Origin of the sequence: Cellulophaga baltica 18 (genome assembly GCF_000468615.2) — a bacterium.
Classification (GTDB): domain Bacteria; phylum Bacteroidota; class Bacteroidia; order Flavobacteriales; family Flavobacteriaceae; genus Cellulophaga; species Cellulophaga baltica.
In genome coordinates this window covers 2,569,947-2,587,803 of the sequence record NZ_CP009976.1, presented here as the reverse complement: position 1 = coordinate 2,587,803, position 17,857 = coordinate 2,569,947, and the positions used below count along the sequence as shown (strand labels likewise).

17 protein-coding genes are annotated in these 17,857 nt (G+C 34.7%); 9 read left to right on the top strand and 8 right to left on the bottom strand.

The genetic code is table 11. The features are described 5' to 3' along the window. Window positions 1-31 precede the first annotated feature (31 nt). The 8 genes from M666_RS10965 to M666_RS20545 form a co-directional block, all read right to left on the bottom strand. Window positions 32-1,222, bottom strand: coding sequence for a molybdopterin molybdotransferase MoeA (locus M666_RS10965; RefSeq protein ID WP_025614573.1), 1,191 nt, complete (start codon window positions 1,220-1,222; stop codon window positions 32-34). Next, window positions 1,219-1,995 (bottom strand): sulfite exporter TauE/SafE family protein, encoded by a 777-nt coding sequence (locus M666_RS10960; protein WP_029445886.1) that lies wholly within the window; start codon window positions 1,993-1,995, stop codon window positions 1,219-1,221. Before M666_RS10960 ends, M666_RS10965 begins: the two co-directional genes overlap by 4 nt. Beyond that, window positions 1,982-3,052 (bottom strand): HesA/MoeB/ThiF family protein, encoded by a 1,071-nt coding sequence (locus M666_RS10955; RefSeq protein ID WP_029445885.1) that lies wholly within the window; start codon window positions 3,050-3,052, stop codon window positions 1,982-1,984. The genes M666_RS10960 and M666_RS10955 overlap by 14 nt, the downstream gene beginning before the upstream one ends. Beyond that, window positions 3,052-3,645 (bottom strand): molybdenum cofactor guanylyltransferase, encoded by a 594-nt coding sequence (mobA, locus tag M666_RS10950; protein WP_029445884.1) that lies wholly within the window; start codon window positions 3,643-3,645, stop codon window positions 3,052-3,054. Before mobA ends, M666_RS10955 begins: the two co-directional genes overlap by 1 nt. Continuing rightward, the gene (gene moaC, locus M666_RS10945) at window positions 3,629-4,102 is read right to left on the bottom strand and encodes a cyclic pyranopterin monophosphate synthase MoaC (protein ID WP_024480025.1); all 474 of its coding nucleotides are present in this window, start codon (window positions 4,100-4,102) and stop codon (window positions 3,629-3,631) included. The genes mobA and moaC overlap by 17 nt, the downstream gene beginning before the upstream one ends. Continuing rightward, window positions 4,102-5,085 (bottom strand): GTP 3',8-cyclase MoaA, encoded by a 984-nt coding sequence (gene moaA, locus M666_RS10940; protein WP_081688227.1) that lies wholly within the window; start codon window positions 5,083-5,085, stop codon window positions 4,102-4,104. Before moaA ends, moaC begins: the two co-directional genes overlap by 1 nt. Before the next feature lie 76 nt (window positions 5,086-5,161). Further along, a complete protein-coding gene (locus tag M666_RS10935; RefSeq protein WP_029445882.1) occupies window positions 5,162-5,404 on the bottom strand; it encodes a MoaD/ThiS family protein in 243 nt (80 codons plus the stop codon). 73 nt (window positions 5,405-5,477) lie between these two features. After that, the gene (locus tag M666_RS20545; RefSeq protein WP_029445881.1) at window positions 5,478-6,290 is read right to left on the bottom strand and encodes a DUF6503 family protein; all 813 of its coding nucleotides are present in this window, start codon (window positions 6,288-6,290) and stop codon (window positions 5,478-5,480) included. A 146-nt stretch (window positions 6,291-6,436) separates the two neighbouring features. On the opposite strand from M666_RS20545, the gene M666_RS10925 reads away from it, so the two are divergent. From M666_RS10925 to M666_RS10885, 9 genes are all read left to right on the top strand, one after another. After that, window positions 6,437-7,246 (top strand): TrmH family RNA methyltransferase, encoded by an 810-nt coding sequence (locus tag M666_RS10925; RefSeq protein ID WP_029445880.1) that lies wholly within the window; start codon window positions 6,437-6,439, stop codon window positions 7,244-7,246. A 28-nt stretch (window positions 7,247-7,274) separates the two neighbouring features. After that, window positions 7,275-8,507, top strand: coding sequence for a M48 family metallopeptidase (locus M666_RS10920; protein ID WP_029445879.1), 1,233 nt, complete (start codon window positions 7,275-7,277; stop codon window positions 8,505-8,507). 44 nt (window positions 8,508-8,551) lie between these two features. Beyond that, window positions 8,552-10,756, top strand: coding sequence for a RelA/SpoT family protein (locus M666_RS10915; protein WP_024480019.1), 2,205 nt, complete (start codon window positions 8,552-8,554; stop codon window positions 10,754-10,756). Between the two features lie 43 nt (window positions 10,757-10,799). Further along, complete coding sequence (locus M666_RS10910; RefSeq protein WP_024480018.1) at window positions 10,800-11,267, top strand: Fur family transcriptional regulator; 468 nt, start codon at window positions 10,800-10,802, stop codon at window positions 11,265-11,267. A gap of 12 nt (window positions 11,268-11,279) precedes the next feature. After that, entirely contained in the window at window positions 11,280-12,551 is a 1,272-nt protein-coding gene (locus M666_RS10905) for an adenylosuccinate synthase (RefSeq protein ID WP_024480017.1), read from the top strand. 127 nt (window positions 12,552-12,678) lie between these two features. Beyond that, on the top strand, window positions 12,679-13,218 hold the full coding sequence (locus tag M666_RS10900) for a hypothetical protein (RefSeq protein WP_029445878.1): 540 nt from the start codon (window positions 12,679-12,681) through the stop codon (window positions 13,216-13,218). Window positions 13,219-13,358: 140 nt separating this feature from the next. Then, window positions 13,359-15,161, top strand: coding sequence for an OstA-like protein (locus M666_RS10895; protein ID WP_082007906.1), 1,803 nt, complete (start codon window positions 13,359-13,361; stop codon window positions 15,159-15,161). A gap of 4 nt (window positions 15,162-15,165) precedes the next feature. Further along, on the top strand, window positions 15,166-16,341 hold the full coding sequence (locus tag M666_RS10890; RefSeq protein WP_029445876.1) for an aspartate aminotransferase family protein: 1,176 nt from the start codon (window positions 15,166-15,168) through the stop codon (window positions 16,339-16,341). Between the two features lie 100 nt (window positions 16,342-16,441). Further along, window positions 16,442-17,842: a tetratricopeptide repeat protein gene (locus M666_RS10885; protein ID WP_029445875.1), complete on the top strand. Its 1,401-nt coding sequence runs from the start codon at window positions 16,442-16,444 to the stop codon at window positions 17,840-17,842. The last annotated feature ends 15 nt before the right edge of the window (window positions 17,843-17,857 follow it).

Sequence of the window (17,857 nt, the reverse complement as noted above, 5' to 3'; positions counted from 1 at the left end):
CGTCTAGATAGTTCTAGACGCTTTTTCTATTTCATTTGGAAGGTATGAAATGAACTTGTGCCCCTTTTTCATAGTTAGCCTCTCCTGGAGGTAAACAAACAAAACCATCTATTTCTGCTAAGGAAGTTAAATCTCCTGATCCATTATTTGCAACAGTTTTAGCCAATAACGTTGCACCATCCCATTCTAAAACTGCAGGAATATATAGGGTAAGTATCGGATGTTTCTCTACATCGTTCTTCAAAACAACAAAACGATCTCTAACACCCAATCCCATAGAGTTTTTTAACCATGGAGCGAAATACACACAGTAATTAGAAAACGTAGAAACAGGGTTACCTGGAAAAGAAAAGACCATAGCGTTATATTCTTCATGAACACCAAACCAAAAAGGTTTCCCTGGGCGTTGTAGTACTTTATGAAAAACTTTCTCTACCCCCAATTCATCCATTACTTCAGGAATAAAATCAAATTTCCCCTTAGAGACACCACCACTTAAAAGTAAGACATCATATTCTGTGAGTGCTTTTAAAACAGCCGCCTGTATTACTTCTTTGTTATCGTTTAAATGCAAATGTGTAGCCGTAATATTTTCTTTCTGCAAAGCTGCCTTTAAAGACAACACATTAGAAGTACGGATTTGATGTGGTTTGGGAATTTCTGAAACAGGAACCAACTCATCTCCCGTAGAAATAACACAAACTGTAGGTGTTTTTTGTACGACTACAGATGCTTTACCTACTGAGGCCAAAATACCAATCTCAGCAGGAGAAATTCTTATCCCTTTTTCTAGTAAAACAGTCCCTTCTTTTTTATCACTTCCTTGAAGATGTATGTTTTGACCTTTTACCGGCTCCGTATGCACTGTAGCATAACCATCCTTAATCTCTATATCTTCATACATGACTATCGTATCTGCATACGCTGGAACCACAGCCCCTGTCATAATTTCTAAACAAGACTTTGGGTTTTCTAATTTCTGTTGCGCTAAACCGGCACCAATAATGCCCTCAATTTTAAATACTTGCTCATTAGTTTCAAAGGCACTATGCTGTAGTGCTATACCATCTTTCGTAGACCTATTAAAAGGTGGGAAATCTCTATCGGCATAAATTGTTTCTGCTAACACACAATTTACACTTTCCATAAGCGGTACAGATACCGTCCCAAAATCTTTTGTGTATAACATTACGCGTCTAAATGCCTCTTCATATGTAATCATAGTACGTTCAATCCATTTTTAAGTAAAACTCGTATTCCAACAACAAAAACTAATAATGCTGTTAAGCGCTTTATATTGTTGGGAGTTAATTTTTTTAAACTTAATCGTATTCCTAATTGCCCTCCAAGAAAAACTGCGATTATTAAGAGAATCGTTTCTTTCCAAGGTAAGGCTATCGTTCCGCTATTTAATACTCCAAGCAATCCTGAAATAGAATTTACTAAAATAAAAAAACTAGCCAGTGCTGCTATTTTTAATGCTGTATTCCATTTGAAATGATTTAATACGGGCGCCAAAAATATACCACCACCAATACCCACCAATCCTGAAAGAAAACCAATAGCTCCTCCCATAATATAATTGAAATAGGTAGGATACTTTTTTACATCTTGAGCCGCTCTCTTTTTCATAAAAGTTTGGCCCGCCAAAGCTAAAGCAGAAAGCACTAAGGATATCCCTAAGATTATAAAAAAAACGTGCTCATTCAACTTAAATGATGCTCCAATAAATGCTAGTGGAATACTCGTAATTACAAAAGGAATAAAATCTTTGATTTTTGCATGACCATGCTTAAAGTACAAATAACTACTACCACTTACCACTACCAAATTACAAATGAGTGCAATAGATCTTATCGCGAAAAAACTAGGCAAAAATAAGGTCAATAGCGCTAAGTAGCTAGATCCGCCACCAAAACCAACTGAAGAATACAACGTGGCAACAATAAAAAACCCTAAACAAAGCAGTAAAAGTTCTGTATTATCTAAGAGCATATCTATTTAATTTATTCATACCGCCGTCTACATTTATAAGTATAGCATTTGGCTTAAAGGCGCCAATTAATTGTATAGCTTTCTGACTCCTAATCCCTGATTGGCAGATAACATAAATATCTTTTGAATAATTAATAGCTTCTAGCTTACGTTCTAAAGTTGATAAAGGAATATGAATGGCTTCTTCTAAATGAAATTGTTGGTATTCCGCATCAGTACGGACATCTATTAATTGAAGGTCTTCTTTTTTTAAAAGTTCAGTTAATTCTTGGATAGTAATTGCACTCCCGCCTATTTCACAACTAAACTCATAAGAATCTTTCAATCGTGTAATAGCGTCGTTTCCTACTACTTTCTTGAAATTTATTTTCTGATAGTTCTGAGACAACCCATCAAATAGTAAAAATTTACCTGAGAGCGCTTCACCAATTCCGGTGATAACTTTTACAACCTCTAAAGCTTGTAAGTTTCCTATAATTCCAGGTACTACTCCTAGAACCCCGTTTTCATTACAATTAGGAATCTCTGCCGGATTTGGCATTGTTGGAAAAATACATCTGTATGTTGGTCCGTCTTCAAAATTAAATACACTTACCTGTCCTTCAAAGCTATGTAAAGCACCATATACAAATGGTTTTTTAAGAATAACGCATGCATCATTTACTAAATAACGGGTAGGAAAATTATCTGACGCATCTAAAACAACATCATAAGCAGCAATTATAGCCAACGCATTTTCTGTTGTAAGAAAAGTATGATGTGGTATTAAATTGGTTGCTGAGTTTTGGGCTTGTAATTTTTTGATGAGGGTACTTACTTTCGATTCCCCTACTTCATTTTCATAATAACTCACTTGCCGATGTAAATTAGACAAGCTTACCACATCACTATCTACAATCCCTAAAGTACCCACACCCATAGCATTTAGATATGTTAATGCGGGAACACCTAAACCACCAGCTCCAATTACTAAAACCTTAGCTTCCGAAAGCTTCTTTTGTGCTTCTAAACCAAATTCTTTTAATTGTGTTTGTCGGGTATAGCGTTCTAAATTCATCACTTTGCTACAATTTTTAATGCTTCCTCATATTCTGAGACTGAATTGGCGTTAAGGAGTACCTTTTCATCCGAAGGAAAAACAAGCGCAACATCATTGCGAATCAAAAACTTTCGGGGACAACTTCCTTGTCCAGAATTCATATAGTCTACCGCAGCCTTTAAACCTTCTGCTTCCCACAATGCACACAAAGGTTCTGGAAGTGGGTTTTCTTTTAAGGCAAAAGAAGTGGCTAATTTTGTGACATCCCTAGCTTGTATGAGTTCTTTTAATGCCTTTACGTCTATTAAGGGTAAATCACAAGCTAAGACCAACCAAGCTACTTTGGGGTATTTTCTGTGTGCTGATAAGATGCCGTTAAACGGACCTTTAAATTCATTCTCGTCTGTAATTATTTGAAAATTTTCTGGAATCGCAGCTGCCTGGTCTTCTCGTATGCTTAAGAAGGTTGCATCACAAACCTCTTCCAACAGCTTATAAATATAATCACGTTGTGGAATTCCGTGATAAGCAATTAACCCTTTATCTGTTCCCATTCGGGTACTTTTACCACCAGAAAGAACCAATCCGTAAAGCTTATCTATTGAAGTCATTCTTCCCTCCCGTTTTTTTAGCAAGTTGCACATCAGTAATGGTGATATCTTGAGATAATGCTTTGCACATATCATAAATAGTTAAGGCACTTACAGAAACTCCTGTTAGTGCTTCCATCTCTACTCCTGTGCGCTCATTACATTTTACCGTGCACGATATATGTAAACTTGTACCTATTGGCTGAATATCAATAGCTATTTTAGATAAGGCTATTTGATGGCAAAGCGGTATTAGATCAGAAGTTCTTTTTACGGCTTGTATCCCGGCAATAACTGCGGTTTGAATAATACTCCCCTTTTTACCTAAAAAATCTTGAGCAGAAAGTGTGTGGAATACTTCCTGCGGAAAAACGACTTTTCCGGTCGCTATCGCTATTCGTGCTGTAATTTCTTTTTGAGAAACATCAACCATAGTTGCGTTTCCTGAATCATCTATATGTGATAATTTGTTTTCCATTATCCTCCTATTGAAGTCATAGAGTTTGAAAAAACTCCTTTATATTGTTCTTGTGCTTCAAAACCAGTTTTGGCTCTACTGCCCACTGCCTTTAAAATAGCCTCTTTTACATTTTCTTCTGAATTTTCTGCCCGAAGCGCCGTAATTAAATTAGCACTTGCTTTAGCATACAAACACGTAATGACATCTCCCGTTGCCGAAATTCTTAAACGATTACAAGACCCACAAAAGGTTCTTGTAAAAGAAGGGATAACCCCAAAGGTTCCCGCAAAACCAGGAATCTTATAATTCATAGATGTAGAAGTTTTTGGTGATTCCAAGAGGTAATAATCTGGATACGCTTCTGCGATATGAGCCAAAATCTTTTTGTAATCCCAAGTGATGGCGCTAAACTCTTTTGAACCTCCGTTAAACGGCATTTCTTCTAAGTAACGAACACAAACATTGTAATGTTTTGCTAGATCTAACATCGGAATAATATCATCAATATTTTGCCCTTCTAAGGCAATACAATTAATCCGTACATTAAACCCTTCAGTGATTAAACGGATGATATTTTCATAGACAATGTCATATTGTTTGCGTCGGGTAATTTTTTCAAAAACATCTTTAGTAATAGCGTCCATGCTTACATTGATATTTTTAATTCCCAAGGTTTTTAATTCTGAAATATACGGTGCTATTACGGTGGCATTTGTTGTTATAGAAATATCCTCCAAAGCATCCATTTTAGAAAGTTCTCGAAGCAAAACCATTAAATCTTTACGAACAAAAGGTTCCCCTCCAGTAATTCTAATTTTGGTGATGCCTTGAGACACTAGAATTCTGCTCAGTGTAATTAATTCCTCTATAGTAAAAAGTTTATCGTTCTCCGCAAAATTTATTCCTTCAGACGGCATACAGTAATTACAGCGTAAATTGCAACGGTCCGTAACCGCTAAACGCAGGTAATTAATAGTTCTATTGTGATTGTCTACCAACATAGGCCAAGGGTGCTAAAAAACACCAACTAATTTAAACGTTAAAAAATAAAATAACCTTACTAACACCGCTAAAAAACTAGCCCCCACTTACTGGTGGTATTATGGCAATTTCATCGGTTGAATGTAACAAAGCATTCTCTTCTGCGTACTCGCTATTTATAGCAATAGCAAGAGAAGATAGGGTACCAAATTCTGGAAACAAAACAACCAAAACATCCTTTAACTCTTTTACGGTTGAGGGGTGTTTTGGTTGTGCAGGAACTTCAAACTCAGAAGCTCCAATAATGTCTTTTGCTATCCCGAATAATAAAACTTTCATTCTAATACTTTTGAAGCAGAAAGTTACGGATAATCACTCGCAATAAAAATCCTAAGCTGTTATATTTTTGAGATTACTTACGGGTAACGTAGGTAGCAGATTCTGGCTTAGCATAATAGCCATTTTCCATTCCTTTTTCAGAAAGGGTCGCATTTTCAAAAACTACCGTTTTAGCAACATCCATAATCTTATTTCCTTCGGCTTTATGCCAAGAGATAGATTTTGGTAATTTTAGTTCTGAAACCTCGGTCCAATCATTATAATTAATCCAACTAATTTTATCAGATTTCTCTCCTGTCCTATAGGTAACGGTATACCCTAACCAAGCCATTTGATTTGTTGTTGGGTCATAATGCAAATAGTAATTATCTTTTGGAGAGGTTCCTACGCCTTGATCAAAGCTTACTTTTATCCCAGGATAAGAAACACCGTCTACTTCCAATGCTTCTGTTTCAGAATAATTAACTCCTTTATCTGCTAATACAAATGGCATCGCATAGAAATAAAAATATAAGTTTTTATAAAAAACAGCGTCACCTTTAAAATTATTTTCAGGATCTAAGACCCACGTTTTATCACCTTCATTACCCCTTTCTACTTCCTCTGAAACTACCTTTTCATTTCTAGTATGTAAATCAATGGTATAGTGTTCAAATCCTTTATCATTTGGTTTAACAAAAGTTAAGGTCTTTTGAGCTCTCCATGTAGCAATACCGCCATGTGCATCTAGAACTTTCATAAAATCCTCTGGATACTCCTCCTTACTTTCTGTTGAAGAAACTTCTTCTACAGTTTCTTTTACGGGTTCAGAAATTTGCTCTTTCTTTTTTGTGTCTTTACACGAAAAAAGGAGCGTTACAACTAACGAAATAAGTACTAAGCGCATATTATGTATTTTATGGGTTGAACTGCTGAGTCGGTAAAAACATATGTTCATTACAAGTGTTGCCGAAAATAATAGCTTTAATTTATCGCAAATTAACTTAATACATTTTAAGGTCGATATATTAAGATTAGTTTATTTTTGCAGTAATGAATTCAACCAAACATATTAGCAGTCTTCAAAATGCGCTCATTAAAAATGTTTTAGTCTTAAAAGACAAATCAAGAGAGCGTAAAAAAACAGGGAGCTTTTTATTAGAAGGCATACGCGAATTTGAATTAGCACTTAAAGGTAATTATAGCATTGAAACTATATTTTATGCCGAAGATTTATTTTCGGAAACTAAAATTGAAGCTTTAATAGCATCTTTGAGACCACAATCAGAGCTCATTAGTGTTTCTAAAGAAGTATATCAAAAAATTGCCTACCGCGAAACCACAGAAGGAATTATTGCCATCGCTAAAGCTAAAGTTCATCAATTAAGTGAATTAAAATTTAAAAATAAAAATCCCTTAATTCTAATTGCAGAGGCACCAGAAAAACCTGGTAATATTGGCGCTCTATTAAGGACTGCAGACGCTGCAAACCTTGATGCTGTAATTATTGCAAATCCAAAAACCGACTTATACAATCCTAATATTATACGGTCAAGTGTAGGCTGTGTTTTTACAAATGCTATTGCCATGGGCAACACCACGGAAATTATTGCGTTTTTAAAACAGAATAACATTAATATTTTCTGTGCTGCATTAACTGCATCAAAAGTATATACCCATGTTAGTTACAAAACTTCTGCTGCCATCGTGGTTGGTACGGAAGCAACAGGGCTTTCTAATGAATGGCTAGAAAATGCTACGCAGAACATCATTATTCCTATGGAAGGAGAAATAGACTCTATGAATGTTTCTGTTTCTGCGGCTATCGTAATTTTTGAAGCCAAAAGGCAACGAAGTTTGTAAAAACCAACGCTAACAACCAACATACAAAATGACATCCGACGTATTATTTTACCTCATCATTGCCATTGTAAGTCTTCAATTTATACTTGAAACCTCATTAGATTTTTTAAATGCTAAGCGTTACAAAGATCCTATTCCTGAAGAATTACATGATGTTTTTGATACCGAAGAATACCAAAAATCTCAAGACTACAAAGAAACTAATTATAAATTTGGACTTATAACTTCTAGTTTTTCGTTAGTACTGACCTTATCGTTTTTAATTTTTGGCGGTTTTAAGTATTTAGACACCATAGCAAGATCTTTCTCTGACAATACAATTGTTATTGCTTTAATCTTTTTTGGAATTATAATGATAGGGAGTGATCTTATCACCACGCCATTTAGTTATTATTCCACGTTTGTTATTGAGGAGAAGTTTGGATTTAATAAATCTACCCTTAAATTATTTATTCTTGACAAATTAAAAGGATGGGGAATGACCATAGTTATAGGTGGAATAGTTATCTCTCTGTTTATTTTATTTTACAACTGGGCAGGTACAAATTTCTGGATCTATGCTTGGGGGTTTATGGCTTTATTTGCGCTAGTCATGAATCTTTTTTACAGTAAATTAATTGTTCCTTTATTTAACAAACAAACGCCTTTAGAAGAAGGCTCCCTAAAAACTAAGATTGAAACCTATGCGCAGAAAGTAGGCTTTGAACTCAAAAATATCTTTGTGATTGATGGCTCCAAAAGATCTACAAAAGCGAATGCTTACTTCTCTGGTTTTGGCAGGGAAAAAAGAGTGACTTTATATGACACCTTAATTAACGATTTAAATGAAGACGAGATTGTGGCTGTTTTAGCCCATGAAGTAGGCCATTACAAACGCAAACATATTATCTTTAACTTAATTAGCAGTATCTTATTAACAGGATTTACGCTATTTGTACTATCCTTTTTTGTGAACACACCCGAAGTTTCTTTAGCTATTGGCGTGAGTGTTCCTAGTTTTCATGCTGCATTAATTGGTTTCGGAATTTTATACAGTCCTATTTCAGAAATTACTGGTTTGGTGATGAATATTCTATCTAGGAAATTTGAATACCAAGCAGATGATTTTGCGAAAAATACATTTTCGGCTACTCCATTAATCACCTCTTTAAAAAAATTATCAAAAAATAGTTTAAGTAATCTCACCCCCCACCCTGCTTATGTTTTTATGCATTATTCACATCCACCATTAATAGCCCGAATTAAAAACCTAAAGGCATAATTTTTGTAGGATAGTTAAACGGATTGTATTAAATTTAAGAGATGATGACAGAAGCTGATATAGAAAAAGAAAATAAACAGATTGCGAAGCAGTACAAAGAATTGCTCCGCATCAGTTATCAAACGCTTACCGATGAAGATAAAAAACTTATCAGGACGGCATTTGACACTGCTGTTGACGCCCATAAAGATCAGCGTAGAAAATCTGGCGAAGCTTATATCTTTCATCCTATTGCTGTGGCTAAAATTGTAGCTTCTGAAATTGGTTTAGACGCTGTTTCAATTGCTTCTGCGCTACTACATGATGTGGTAGAAGATACAGAATACACTTTGGATGATATTGAACGTATGTTTGGAGAAAGTGTTGCTCGTATTGTAGACGGACTTACTAAAATTGCTCACCTGAAAAAAGATATGAACATATCTCAGCAGGCAGAAAATTTTAGAAAGATGTTATTAACGCTTAATGATGACATCCGTGTAATCATTATTAAAATTGCAGACCGGTACCACAATATGCTTACGATGGATTCGATGCCAGAGTATAAGCAAGTAAAAATAGCTTCAGAAACACTCTATATTTATGCCCCACTAGCACATAGAATTGGGCTGTATAATATTAAAACAGAGCTCGAAGACTTAAGTTTAAAATATACGGAGCCTGAAGTTTACAATGATATTCTTGGAAAAATTGAAGAAACCAAAGAAGAGCAAAAACAATATATTGAAGATTTCTCTGGCGTTATTAGTGATTCTTTAGATAAAGAAGGCCTTAACTACACCATTAAAGGAAGAATGAAGTCTATCTATTCTATCCGCAAGAAGATGGTAGCGCAAAGCGTGACCTTCGATGAAATCTATGATAAATTTGCGATTCGGATTATCTATAAATCAGACAAACCCAATGAAAAGTTTTTAGCATGGAAAATTTATTCTATTGTTACAGATCACTTTACACCAAACCCTGTACGCTTAAGAGATTGGATTTCATCTCCTAAATCTACGGGATATGAAGCCTTGCATATCACGGTAATGGGACCTATGGGTAAATGGGTAGAAGTACAAATTAGAAGTGAACGCATGCATGAAATTGCAGAAAAAGGGTATGCTGCACACTATAAATACAAGCATGGCAATCAAAAAGAAATAGGCATTGAAGATTGGCTTAATAAACTACAAGAAGCATTAGAAAATGCAAATACGAATGCTGTAGATTTTGTAGAAGAATTTAAGTTAAATTTATATTCAAAAGAAATTTTTGTATTTACCCCTAAGGGAGAGTTAAAATCACTCCCTAAAAACTCAACACCTCTAGATTTTGCATTTAATATTCATACAGAGGTAGGTATGCACACCCGTGGTGCAAAGGTTAATGGCAAATTGGTACCTTTAAACACCACATTAAACAGTGGTGATCAAGTAGAAATAATTACTTCAGAAAATGCACATCCAAATCAAAGTTGGCTAGATTACGCTACAACAGCACGTGCTAGAGCTAAAATAAAATCTACGCTACGCGAGGAAAAAAAGAGTGTAGCCTTAGAGGGTAAAGAAATTTTACGAAGAAAATTAAAATCGCAAAAAATTAATTTCTCTGAAGACACCATAAATAAAATGGTCTTATACTTTAAGCTTAAAACAAGCTTAGATTTATTTTACAGAGTAGGTATTGGCGCCATAGACAATCAGAAGATAAAAGAATATAGCGCCTCTGATAGTAATGCATTTATTAACTTTTTTAAGAATAGAATTCGTAGGCCACAGACTTTAGAAGATGTAGATAAAGACGAGATTACATCTAAATATGATTTACTTGTTTTTGGCAAAGAAGAAGAGAAATTGCCGTACAAAATGTCTCCTTGCTGTAATCCTATTCCAGGAGATGATGTGTTTGGATTTCTAAGTATTAATGAAGGTATTAAGGTACATGCAAAAACATGTCCTAATGCCATATCACTTCAGTCTAACTATGCATACCGAATCATAAGTGCAAAATGGATAGATTCTAGTCAACAAGAATTTACCGCAGAAATTAACCTTACAGGTATTGATAATTTAGGCTTAGTGAGCAGCATTACAGAGGTTATTTCTGGGAATATGCACGTGAACATGCGCAACATAAATTTCAGCACAGATGGCGGCACGTTTAAAGGAAAAATAACGGTAGTGGTTAAGAATAATGAAATATTAAAAAAACTTATCAACAATTTAAAGGGCATTAACGGTATAGACAAAGTAACTAGAATTTAAATTTTAGCTGTACATTTGCAACCTGAATGATGCAAAAGTTCTTATGAGCAATAACAAGAACCAAGACATCGTAAAAAATGTCTTTACAAAATTTTTAGAAGAAAACGGGCACCGGAAGACACCTGAACGATACGCTATACTCCAAGAAATTTACGATAGCGAAGAACATTTTGATATTGAGAGTTTGTACATCAATATGAAAAATAAAAACTATCGGGTAAGTCGTGCTACACTATACAACACCATAGAACTTTTATTGGACTGTAAACTGGTACGTAAGCACCAGTTTGGAAAGAATCAAGCACAATATGAGAAATCATATTTTGATCGCCAACATGATCATGTAATTCTTACAGATACCGGCGAAGTTATGGAGTTTTGCGATCCTCGTATTCAATCTATCAAAAAGACTATAGAAGAAGTATTTGATATCTCAATAACAAATCATTCGCTTTATTTCTATGGTACAAAAAACAAAGCAGAAAACAACGACGATAATAAAAACAACTAACCAAATACACTAATGGCTGTAGATTTACTACTTGGGCTTCAATGGGGAGACGAAGGAAAAGGAAAAATTGTTGATGTACTTACTCAAGATTACGACATAATAGCGCGTTTTCAAGGGGGTCCAAACGCAGGACACACTTTAGAATTTGATGGTATCAAACATGTTTTGCATACGATACCTTCAGGAATATTTCATAAAGGTGCAATGAATATAGTTGGAAATGGAGTGGTAATAGACCCTGTCATTTTTCAAAAAGAATTAGATAACTTAAAGCAATTTAATCTTGATATTAAATCGATCTTATTAATATCAAGAAAAGCACATTTAATTTTACCTACACACCGTTTGCTTGATGCAGCTTCTGAAACAGCTAAAGGAAAAGCAAAAATTGGTTCTACACTAAAAGGTATTGGTCCAACATATATGGATAAAACCGGTAGAAACGGAATGCGTGTTGGTGATTTAGAATTTTCTGATTGGAAAGAAAAATATAGAATTCTTGCTGATAAGCATGAAGCTATGATTGGTTTTTACAATGTAGACATACAATATGATTTACCTGAATTAGAAGCAGAATTTTTTAAGGCTGTAGAAGCTTTAAAAGAACTTACTTTTATTGATAGTGAAGAATATTTATTTAAAGCACAAAAAGAAGGTAAAAAAATATTAGCAGAAGGGGCACAAGGATCGCTGTTGGATATTGATTTTGGAACCTATCCGTTTGTAACTTCTTCTAACACAACAGCAGCCGGCGCGTGTACTGGTTTAGGAGTTGCTCCTAATCAAATTGGCGATGTTAAAGGTATTTTTAAAGCATACACTACCCGTGTAGGTAGCGGACCATTCCCTACGGAATTGTTTGATGCCGATGGAGAAACTATGGGTAGAGTTGGTAATGAGTTTGGTGCTACCACTGGTAGAGCAAGACGTTGCGGATGGCTAGATTTAGTGGCTTTAAAATATGCTGTTCAAATTAATGGCGTTACAGAATTAATGATGATGAAAGGCGATGTGCTTAGTGGTTTTAAAAAACTAAAAGTATGTACTTCTTATAATTACAAAGGAGAGACTATCACTCATTTACCGTATAATATTGAAGCAGAAAACTTAACTCCTATCTACAAAGAGATGGAGGGTTGGAATGAAGATTTGACAAAAATGACTTCTGAAGATCAATTCCCTAAAGCTTTAAATGAATACATTTTATTTTTAGAGAAGGAATTAGAAGTGCCTATAAAAATAGTTTCAGTTGGTCCAGATAGGACACAAACAATACACAGATAAATTTAAAAGCCACTTTCGAGTGGCTTTTTTTATACCTAGTCCTCTACAAACGTATATAGTTCTAATTAAAATCTCTATATTAGATTAAATAGAACTAGAGATAGCCTATCACTAAAAATTCAATAAAATGAAGCTTTCAATTAAATTCATATGCATCATACTTTTCTTATCGTATGGTCACTGTAAGGGGCAAGAAAAGACAAATGTTGAAAATGAAGTTATAGTATCTTTTATTAATGATATCCTAAATAGTGACTCGTTAGATCTTCCACAGTTCTATGCCTATACTGACGTTCATAAATCCTCGAAAGGAAATCCCAAATTTGAGTTCTTAATAAAATTTGTTGTAGATCAATTAAGAACAAGTAGTTCCACAAAAGAGATAACCAAGAGCCAAGTAGTATCGTATAAAGAGGCTCTTCTTTTATTTAAAGGAACGAGTTCAGAAGAACGATTAAACAATATTCACTACTCAAATACTGATTTTATCTATTTCTGGGTATTCTCAGATGACATACAAAAAGGGGAGTTTTTAATGTTTATTATCAAAAATGACAAAATAATCTCTTTTTTCCCATATTCACACATAACCGATAGACAAAAAATTGTTCCGTTTTTATTGAATAAAAAACATAAAGAAGAAGATTTTATATCAATAAAAGCTTAATTATTGAATATTCAATTAGCCTTTCATACTAAAACAACCTCTAGATAGTTTTATTTATTTCGCAGCCATTAGACTATAATAGTGGGGGAAATACTAAATTTATGCTAATCGGCTTTTGCCTGTATTAAAAATCCCTATTTTTGAGCAAAATTTTAAACCTAGTGCAAAAACTCTTTGTTTTATTTTTAGTCCTATTTAGTTCAGCCTTAAGTTTTGCACAGCAAGACACACTTGCTGAAAACAAGCAAATAAATATTGTTTACGGTGGTACCTTTACTAAGGATGAAGCTAAATATCCTGGCGCTTCCATATTTAGTATGGATGACAGACAGGTGCAATTTGAGCACCAAGGAGCCGATTTATGGTGCGATTATGCTATATTTCATCAGAAGGAAAACCGATTGAAAGCAGTAGGTAATATACGCCTTCAACAAGGAGATTCTGTTCAAATGACCAGTGGCAAAGTAGATTATGATGGAAATACAAAGCTTGCCAAAGCATGGCAAAATGTAATTTTGGAACAAAACCCTGGAATGCGATTAGAAACGGATACCCTACGTTTTGATCGTGAGAAGCAAGAAGCATACTATAAAGATTTTGGTACGGTCATAGATTCTACCAATACCCTTACCAGCCAGATTGGTCGCTATTACATGGAAACAAAAAAATATCAGTTTCTAGATAGCGTACATATAGACAACCCTGAATACAAAGTAGATTCTAAACAGCTTGATTATTATACCTCTTCTAAGAACGCCTATATGTACGGACCTTCTACCGTAACAGGTAAAACCTACAAAATTTATTGCGAGCGTGGCTTTTATGATACCAAGGTAGAGAGCGGTTACGGAATTAAGAACACACGAATAGATTACAATAACAGAATAATTGTTGGAGATAGCGTTTATTTCAACAAAGCCAGGGAATATGCTTCTGCGACTAATAACATTACCATTACAGACACGATAAATAATGGCATTATTCGCGCACATTATGCCGAGGTATTTAAAGCTAAAGATTCTGTTTTTGCAACAAAAAGAGCAGTAGCCATTAGTTTGGTAGAAAAAGATTCGCTTTACATACATGGAGACACTTTAATGATCACCGGGAAACCGGAAAAGAGAATCATGCGCGCTTTTAAAAATGCTAACTTTTACAAAACTGATTTAAGCGGAAAAGCAGATTCTATTCATGTAGAAGAAATTACAGGCTTAACACAACTTATTGGAAAAAAAATCCCGAAGGATACCAAAGAAATAAATTGGCCAAAATATTACCCCGTGATATGGAATGGCGAAAATCAAATGACCGGAGATAGTATTCATTTGATATCAGACCTTGAAACCGAAAAATTAGATTCTCTAAAAGTGATAAAAAATGCTTTTATAGTTTCTTTTGACACCATAGGAAAAACAGGATACAACCAAGCAAAAGGAATAGATCTTTACGGGAAATTTCTTGAGAACACTTTAGATGAAGTAGACTTAATAGGAAATACCGAAGTTGTTTACTGGATGTATAATGACGACCAAGAACTAATTGGAATCAATAAAACCATCTGTAGTAAAATCAACATCACTTTTGTAAATAATGATGTTGAAGACCTTACCTTCTATGTAGATCCTGATGGTGATATTTTTCCTGAGAAAGATTTAGAAGAAGAGCTAAGAATTTTAAAAGGAATGGTTTGGCGCGGCGATGAACGTATTTTAACTAAAGATGATATCTTTGATGAAGATGATAACAACATCAAGCTCGTGGTTATTCAAGGAATAGAAAACCCTATTGACATTGATGCAGAGGAAGAGCAACGCAGTAAAAATGCATCAGATCCTGTAAATAATTTACCCACGAATGTTGCTAGCCCATCGCCTAGCAGCAAAGCTGTGGTCACCAAAAGTACGTCTAGCAAAATTAAAGCTGCTGATAAAAAGTCTAATTAAAGGTATGAAAGAAGACTTTTACAAACATCAAACTCAAACAACGCCACACCCTCTAGCCTTAGAAGTTTCTCATGCTAAAGGAAGTTACATCTATGATACGGACGGCAACGCACATTTAGATTTTGTAGCTGGAGTATCGGCTTGTAGTTTGGGACACTGTCATCCAAGAGTATCACAGGCTATAAAAGATCAGGTAGACCTTTATGCACATGTAATGGTTTACGGGGAATACATTCAAAAACCTGCTGTAGCATATACCACCCTCCTAGCCTCATTACTTCCTGAAAGTCTTGAAACCACCTATTTAGTTAATTCAGGTACCGAGGCTATTGAAGGAGCTTTAAAATTAGCGCGAAGAGCAACAGGCAGAACAGAGATTTTTGCAGCTACACATGCCTATCATGGCAATACCATGGGAAGTTTAAGTGTAATGGGCTATGAAGAAAGAAAAAGTGCATTCAGACCTTTATTACCAGATGTTCGGTTTTTACAGTTTAATGATGAATCCGCTATTGCAGCCATCACCGAAAAAACCGCTGGTGTTATTTTAGAAACGATTCAAGGAGGAGCGGGATTTATTGTTCCTGAAAATAATTTCTTAACAAAAATTAGAAAACGCTGCTCGGAAGTAGGCGCACTACTCATATTAGACGAAATACAACCTGGTTTTGGTAGAACTGGAAAATTGTTTGCTTTTGAACATTATAATTGCATTCCAGATATCTTAGTGATAGGAAAAGGGATGGCAGGCGGTTTACCTGTAGGTGCATTTGTAGCATCACGCAGCTTGATGCAAACACTACAGGACGCTCCAAAATTAGGCCACATTACTACTTTTGGAGGTAATCCAGTTATTGCAGCAGCATGTTTAGCGACTTTACGTGAGATTACTGAAACAAATTTAATTGCAGATACTTTAGAAAAAGAAAGGCTTTTTAGAACCTTATTACAGCACAAATTAATTAAAGAAATTAGAGGAAAGGGATTAATGCTCGCCCTAATTGTTGAAGATTTAGACGTCGCAAACCATTTAATACTGACTGCTGCCAAAGAAAAATTAATTCTTTTTTGGCTATTGTTTGAGCCTAAAGCAGTACGTATTTCTCCACCGCTAACCATTTCCAATCAGGAGATTACAGCAGGTTGCCAACAAATTATATCCATTTTAAATCAGTATTAAACTTATTTTGTTAACTATTTTGTTAATAATACGGAAGGTTTATCTCCGTAAAAATAAGCTGTATGTACTATATTTAAATTATTAGAAAAAAGAAAGGCCTATGGCATTAGATGCAGAAGAAAGACCAAGCCAACCTATTACCAAGTTTGAATCCATGTTAAAGACAGATGATGTCTATTTTTTTGACTCGGAAGATTTTGAGGATATTATTCATCATTATCTAAACAATGGAAAAATTGCGTTGGCAAAGAAGGCTATAAAGATTGGCTTACAGCAACATCCAGGTGCAATTGAGCTAAAACTTCTGCAAATAGAAGTTTTTGTTTTTGAAAACAAACTTGAAGAAGCTGAAAATATGCTGGATGATTTACAGCAACTAGATCATCGAAATGAAGAAATATACATTCAACGTGCTAATATTTTTTCTAAAAAAGATGATCATTTAGGAGCTATAAATTTACTTCAGAAAGCGCTAGACTTAACCGATGATGGTTTTGACATTTATTCCTTATTAGGAATGGAGTATCTTTTCATGGACGATTTTGAAATGGCCAAAAAGAGCTTCATGAAATGCGTTGAGTTTGATGATGAAGATTATTCTTCCTTATACAACGTAATTTACTGCTTTGAGTTTTTAGAAGATTTTGATGGCGCCATTGTGTATCTTAATGATTATCTAGAGGAAAATCCCTATTCCGAAGTTGCATGGCATCAATTGGGGAAACAGTACTTCTCAAAAAAAATGTACAAGGAAGCTTTAAGTGCCTTTGATTTTGCTATTATTTCAGATGATAGATTTATAGGTGCTTATTTTGAAAAAGGAAAAGTATTAGAAAAACTGGGCCTATACAATGAAGCTATTGATAATTACGAAACTACCATTACTATAGAAGACCCTACTTCTCATGCCTATTTACGTATTGGCAAATGCCATGAAAAATTAGGAAATGAAGAAATGGCGAAATATTATTTCTACCATACGGTTCATGAAGATCCACTTCTTGACAAAGGCTGGTTAGCCATTACCGATTTTTATTACCGTCTAAAAAACTATGATCGAGCGGCTTATTACATCAGTAAAGCCATAAATATTGATAGTGAAAATCCGGTATACTGGAAAAAAAGCGGTAAAATAAATGCTGCACTTCAACGCTATGACGAGGCAGACTTTGCCTTTAAACAAGCGGTAGACTTTGGTAATTACGAATTAGATACTTGGCTATTATGGGCTTTCGTTAACGAGAAAAATGAAAATTACGAATCTGCTATTGCCATACTCACACAAGGAAAAGAATTTCATCCTGAGGAAGCAGATATTTTATTTGCACTTTCCGGCAATCATAGTTTGTTGGGAGATATTAAAATGGCACGAGATTACGTTACGGAAGCATTAATTTTAAATTCCAAAGGCTTAGAAATTTTTCAAATTAATTACCCAAAATTCTGTGCTACAGATTGGATGCAAAACATATTAGAACAATATAAAAACGCTTCCAAATAAAAAAACTATTTTTGT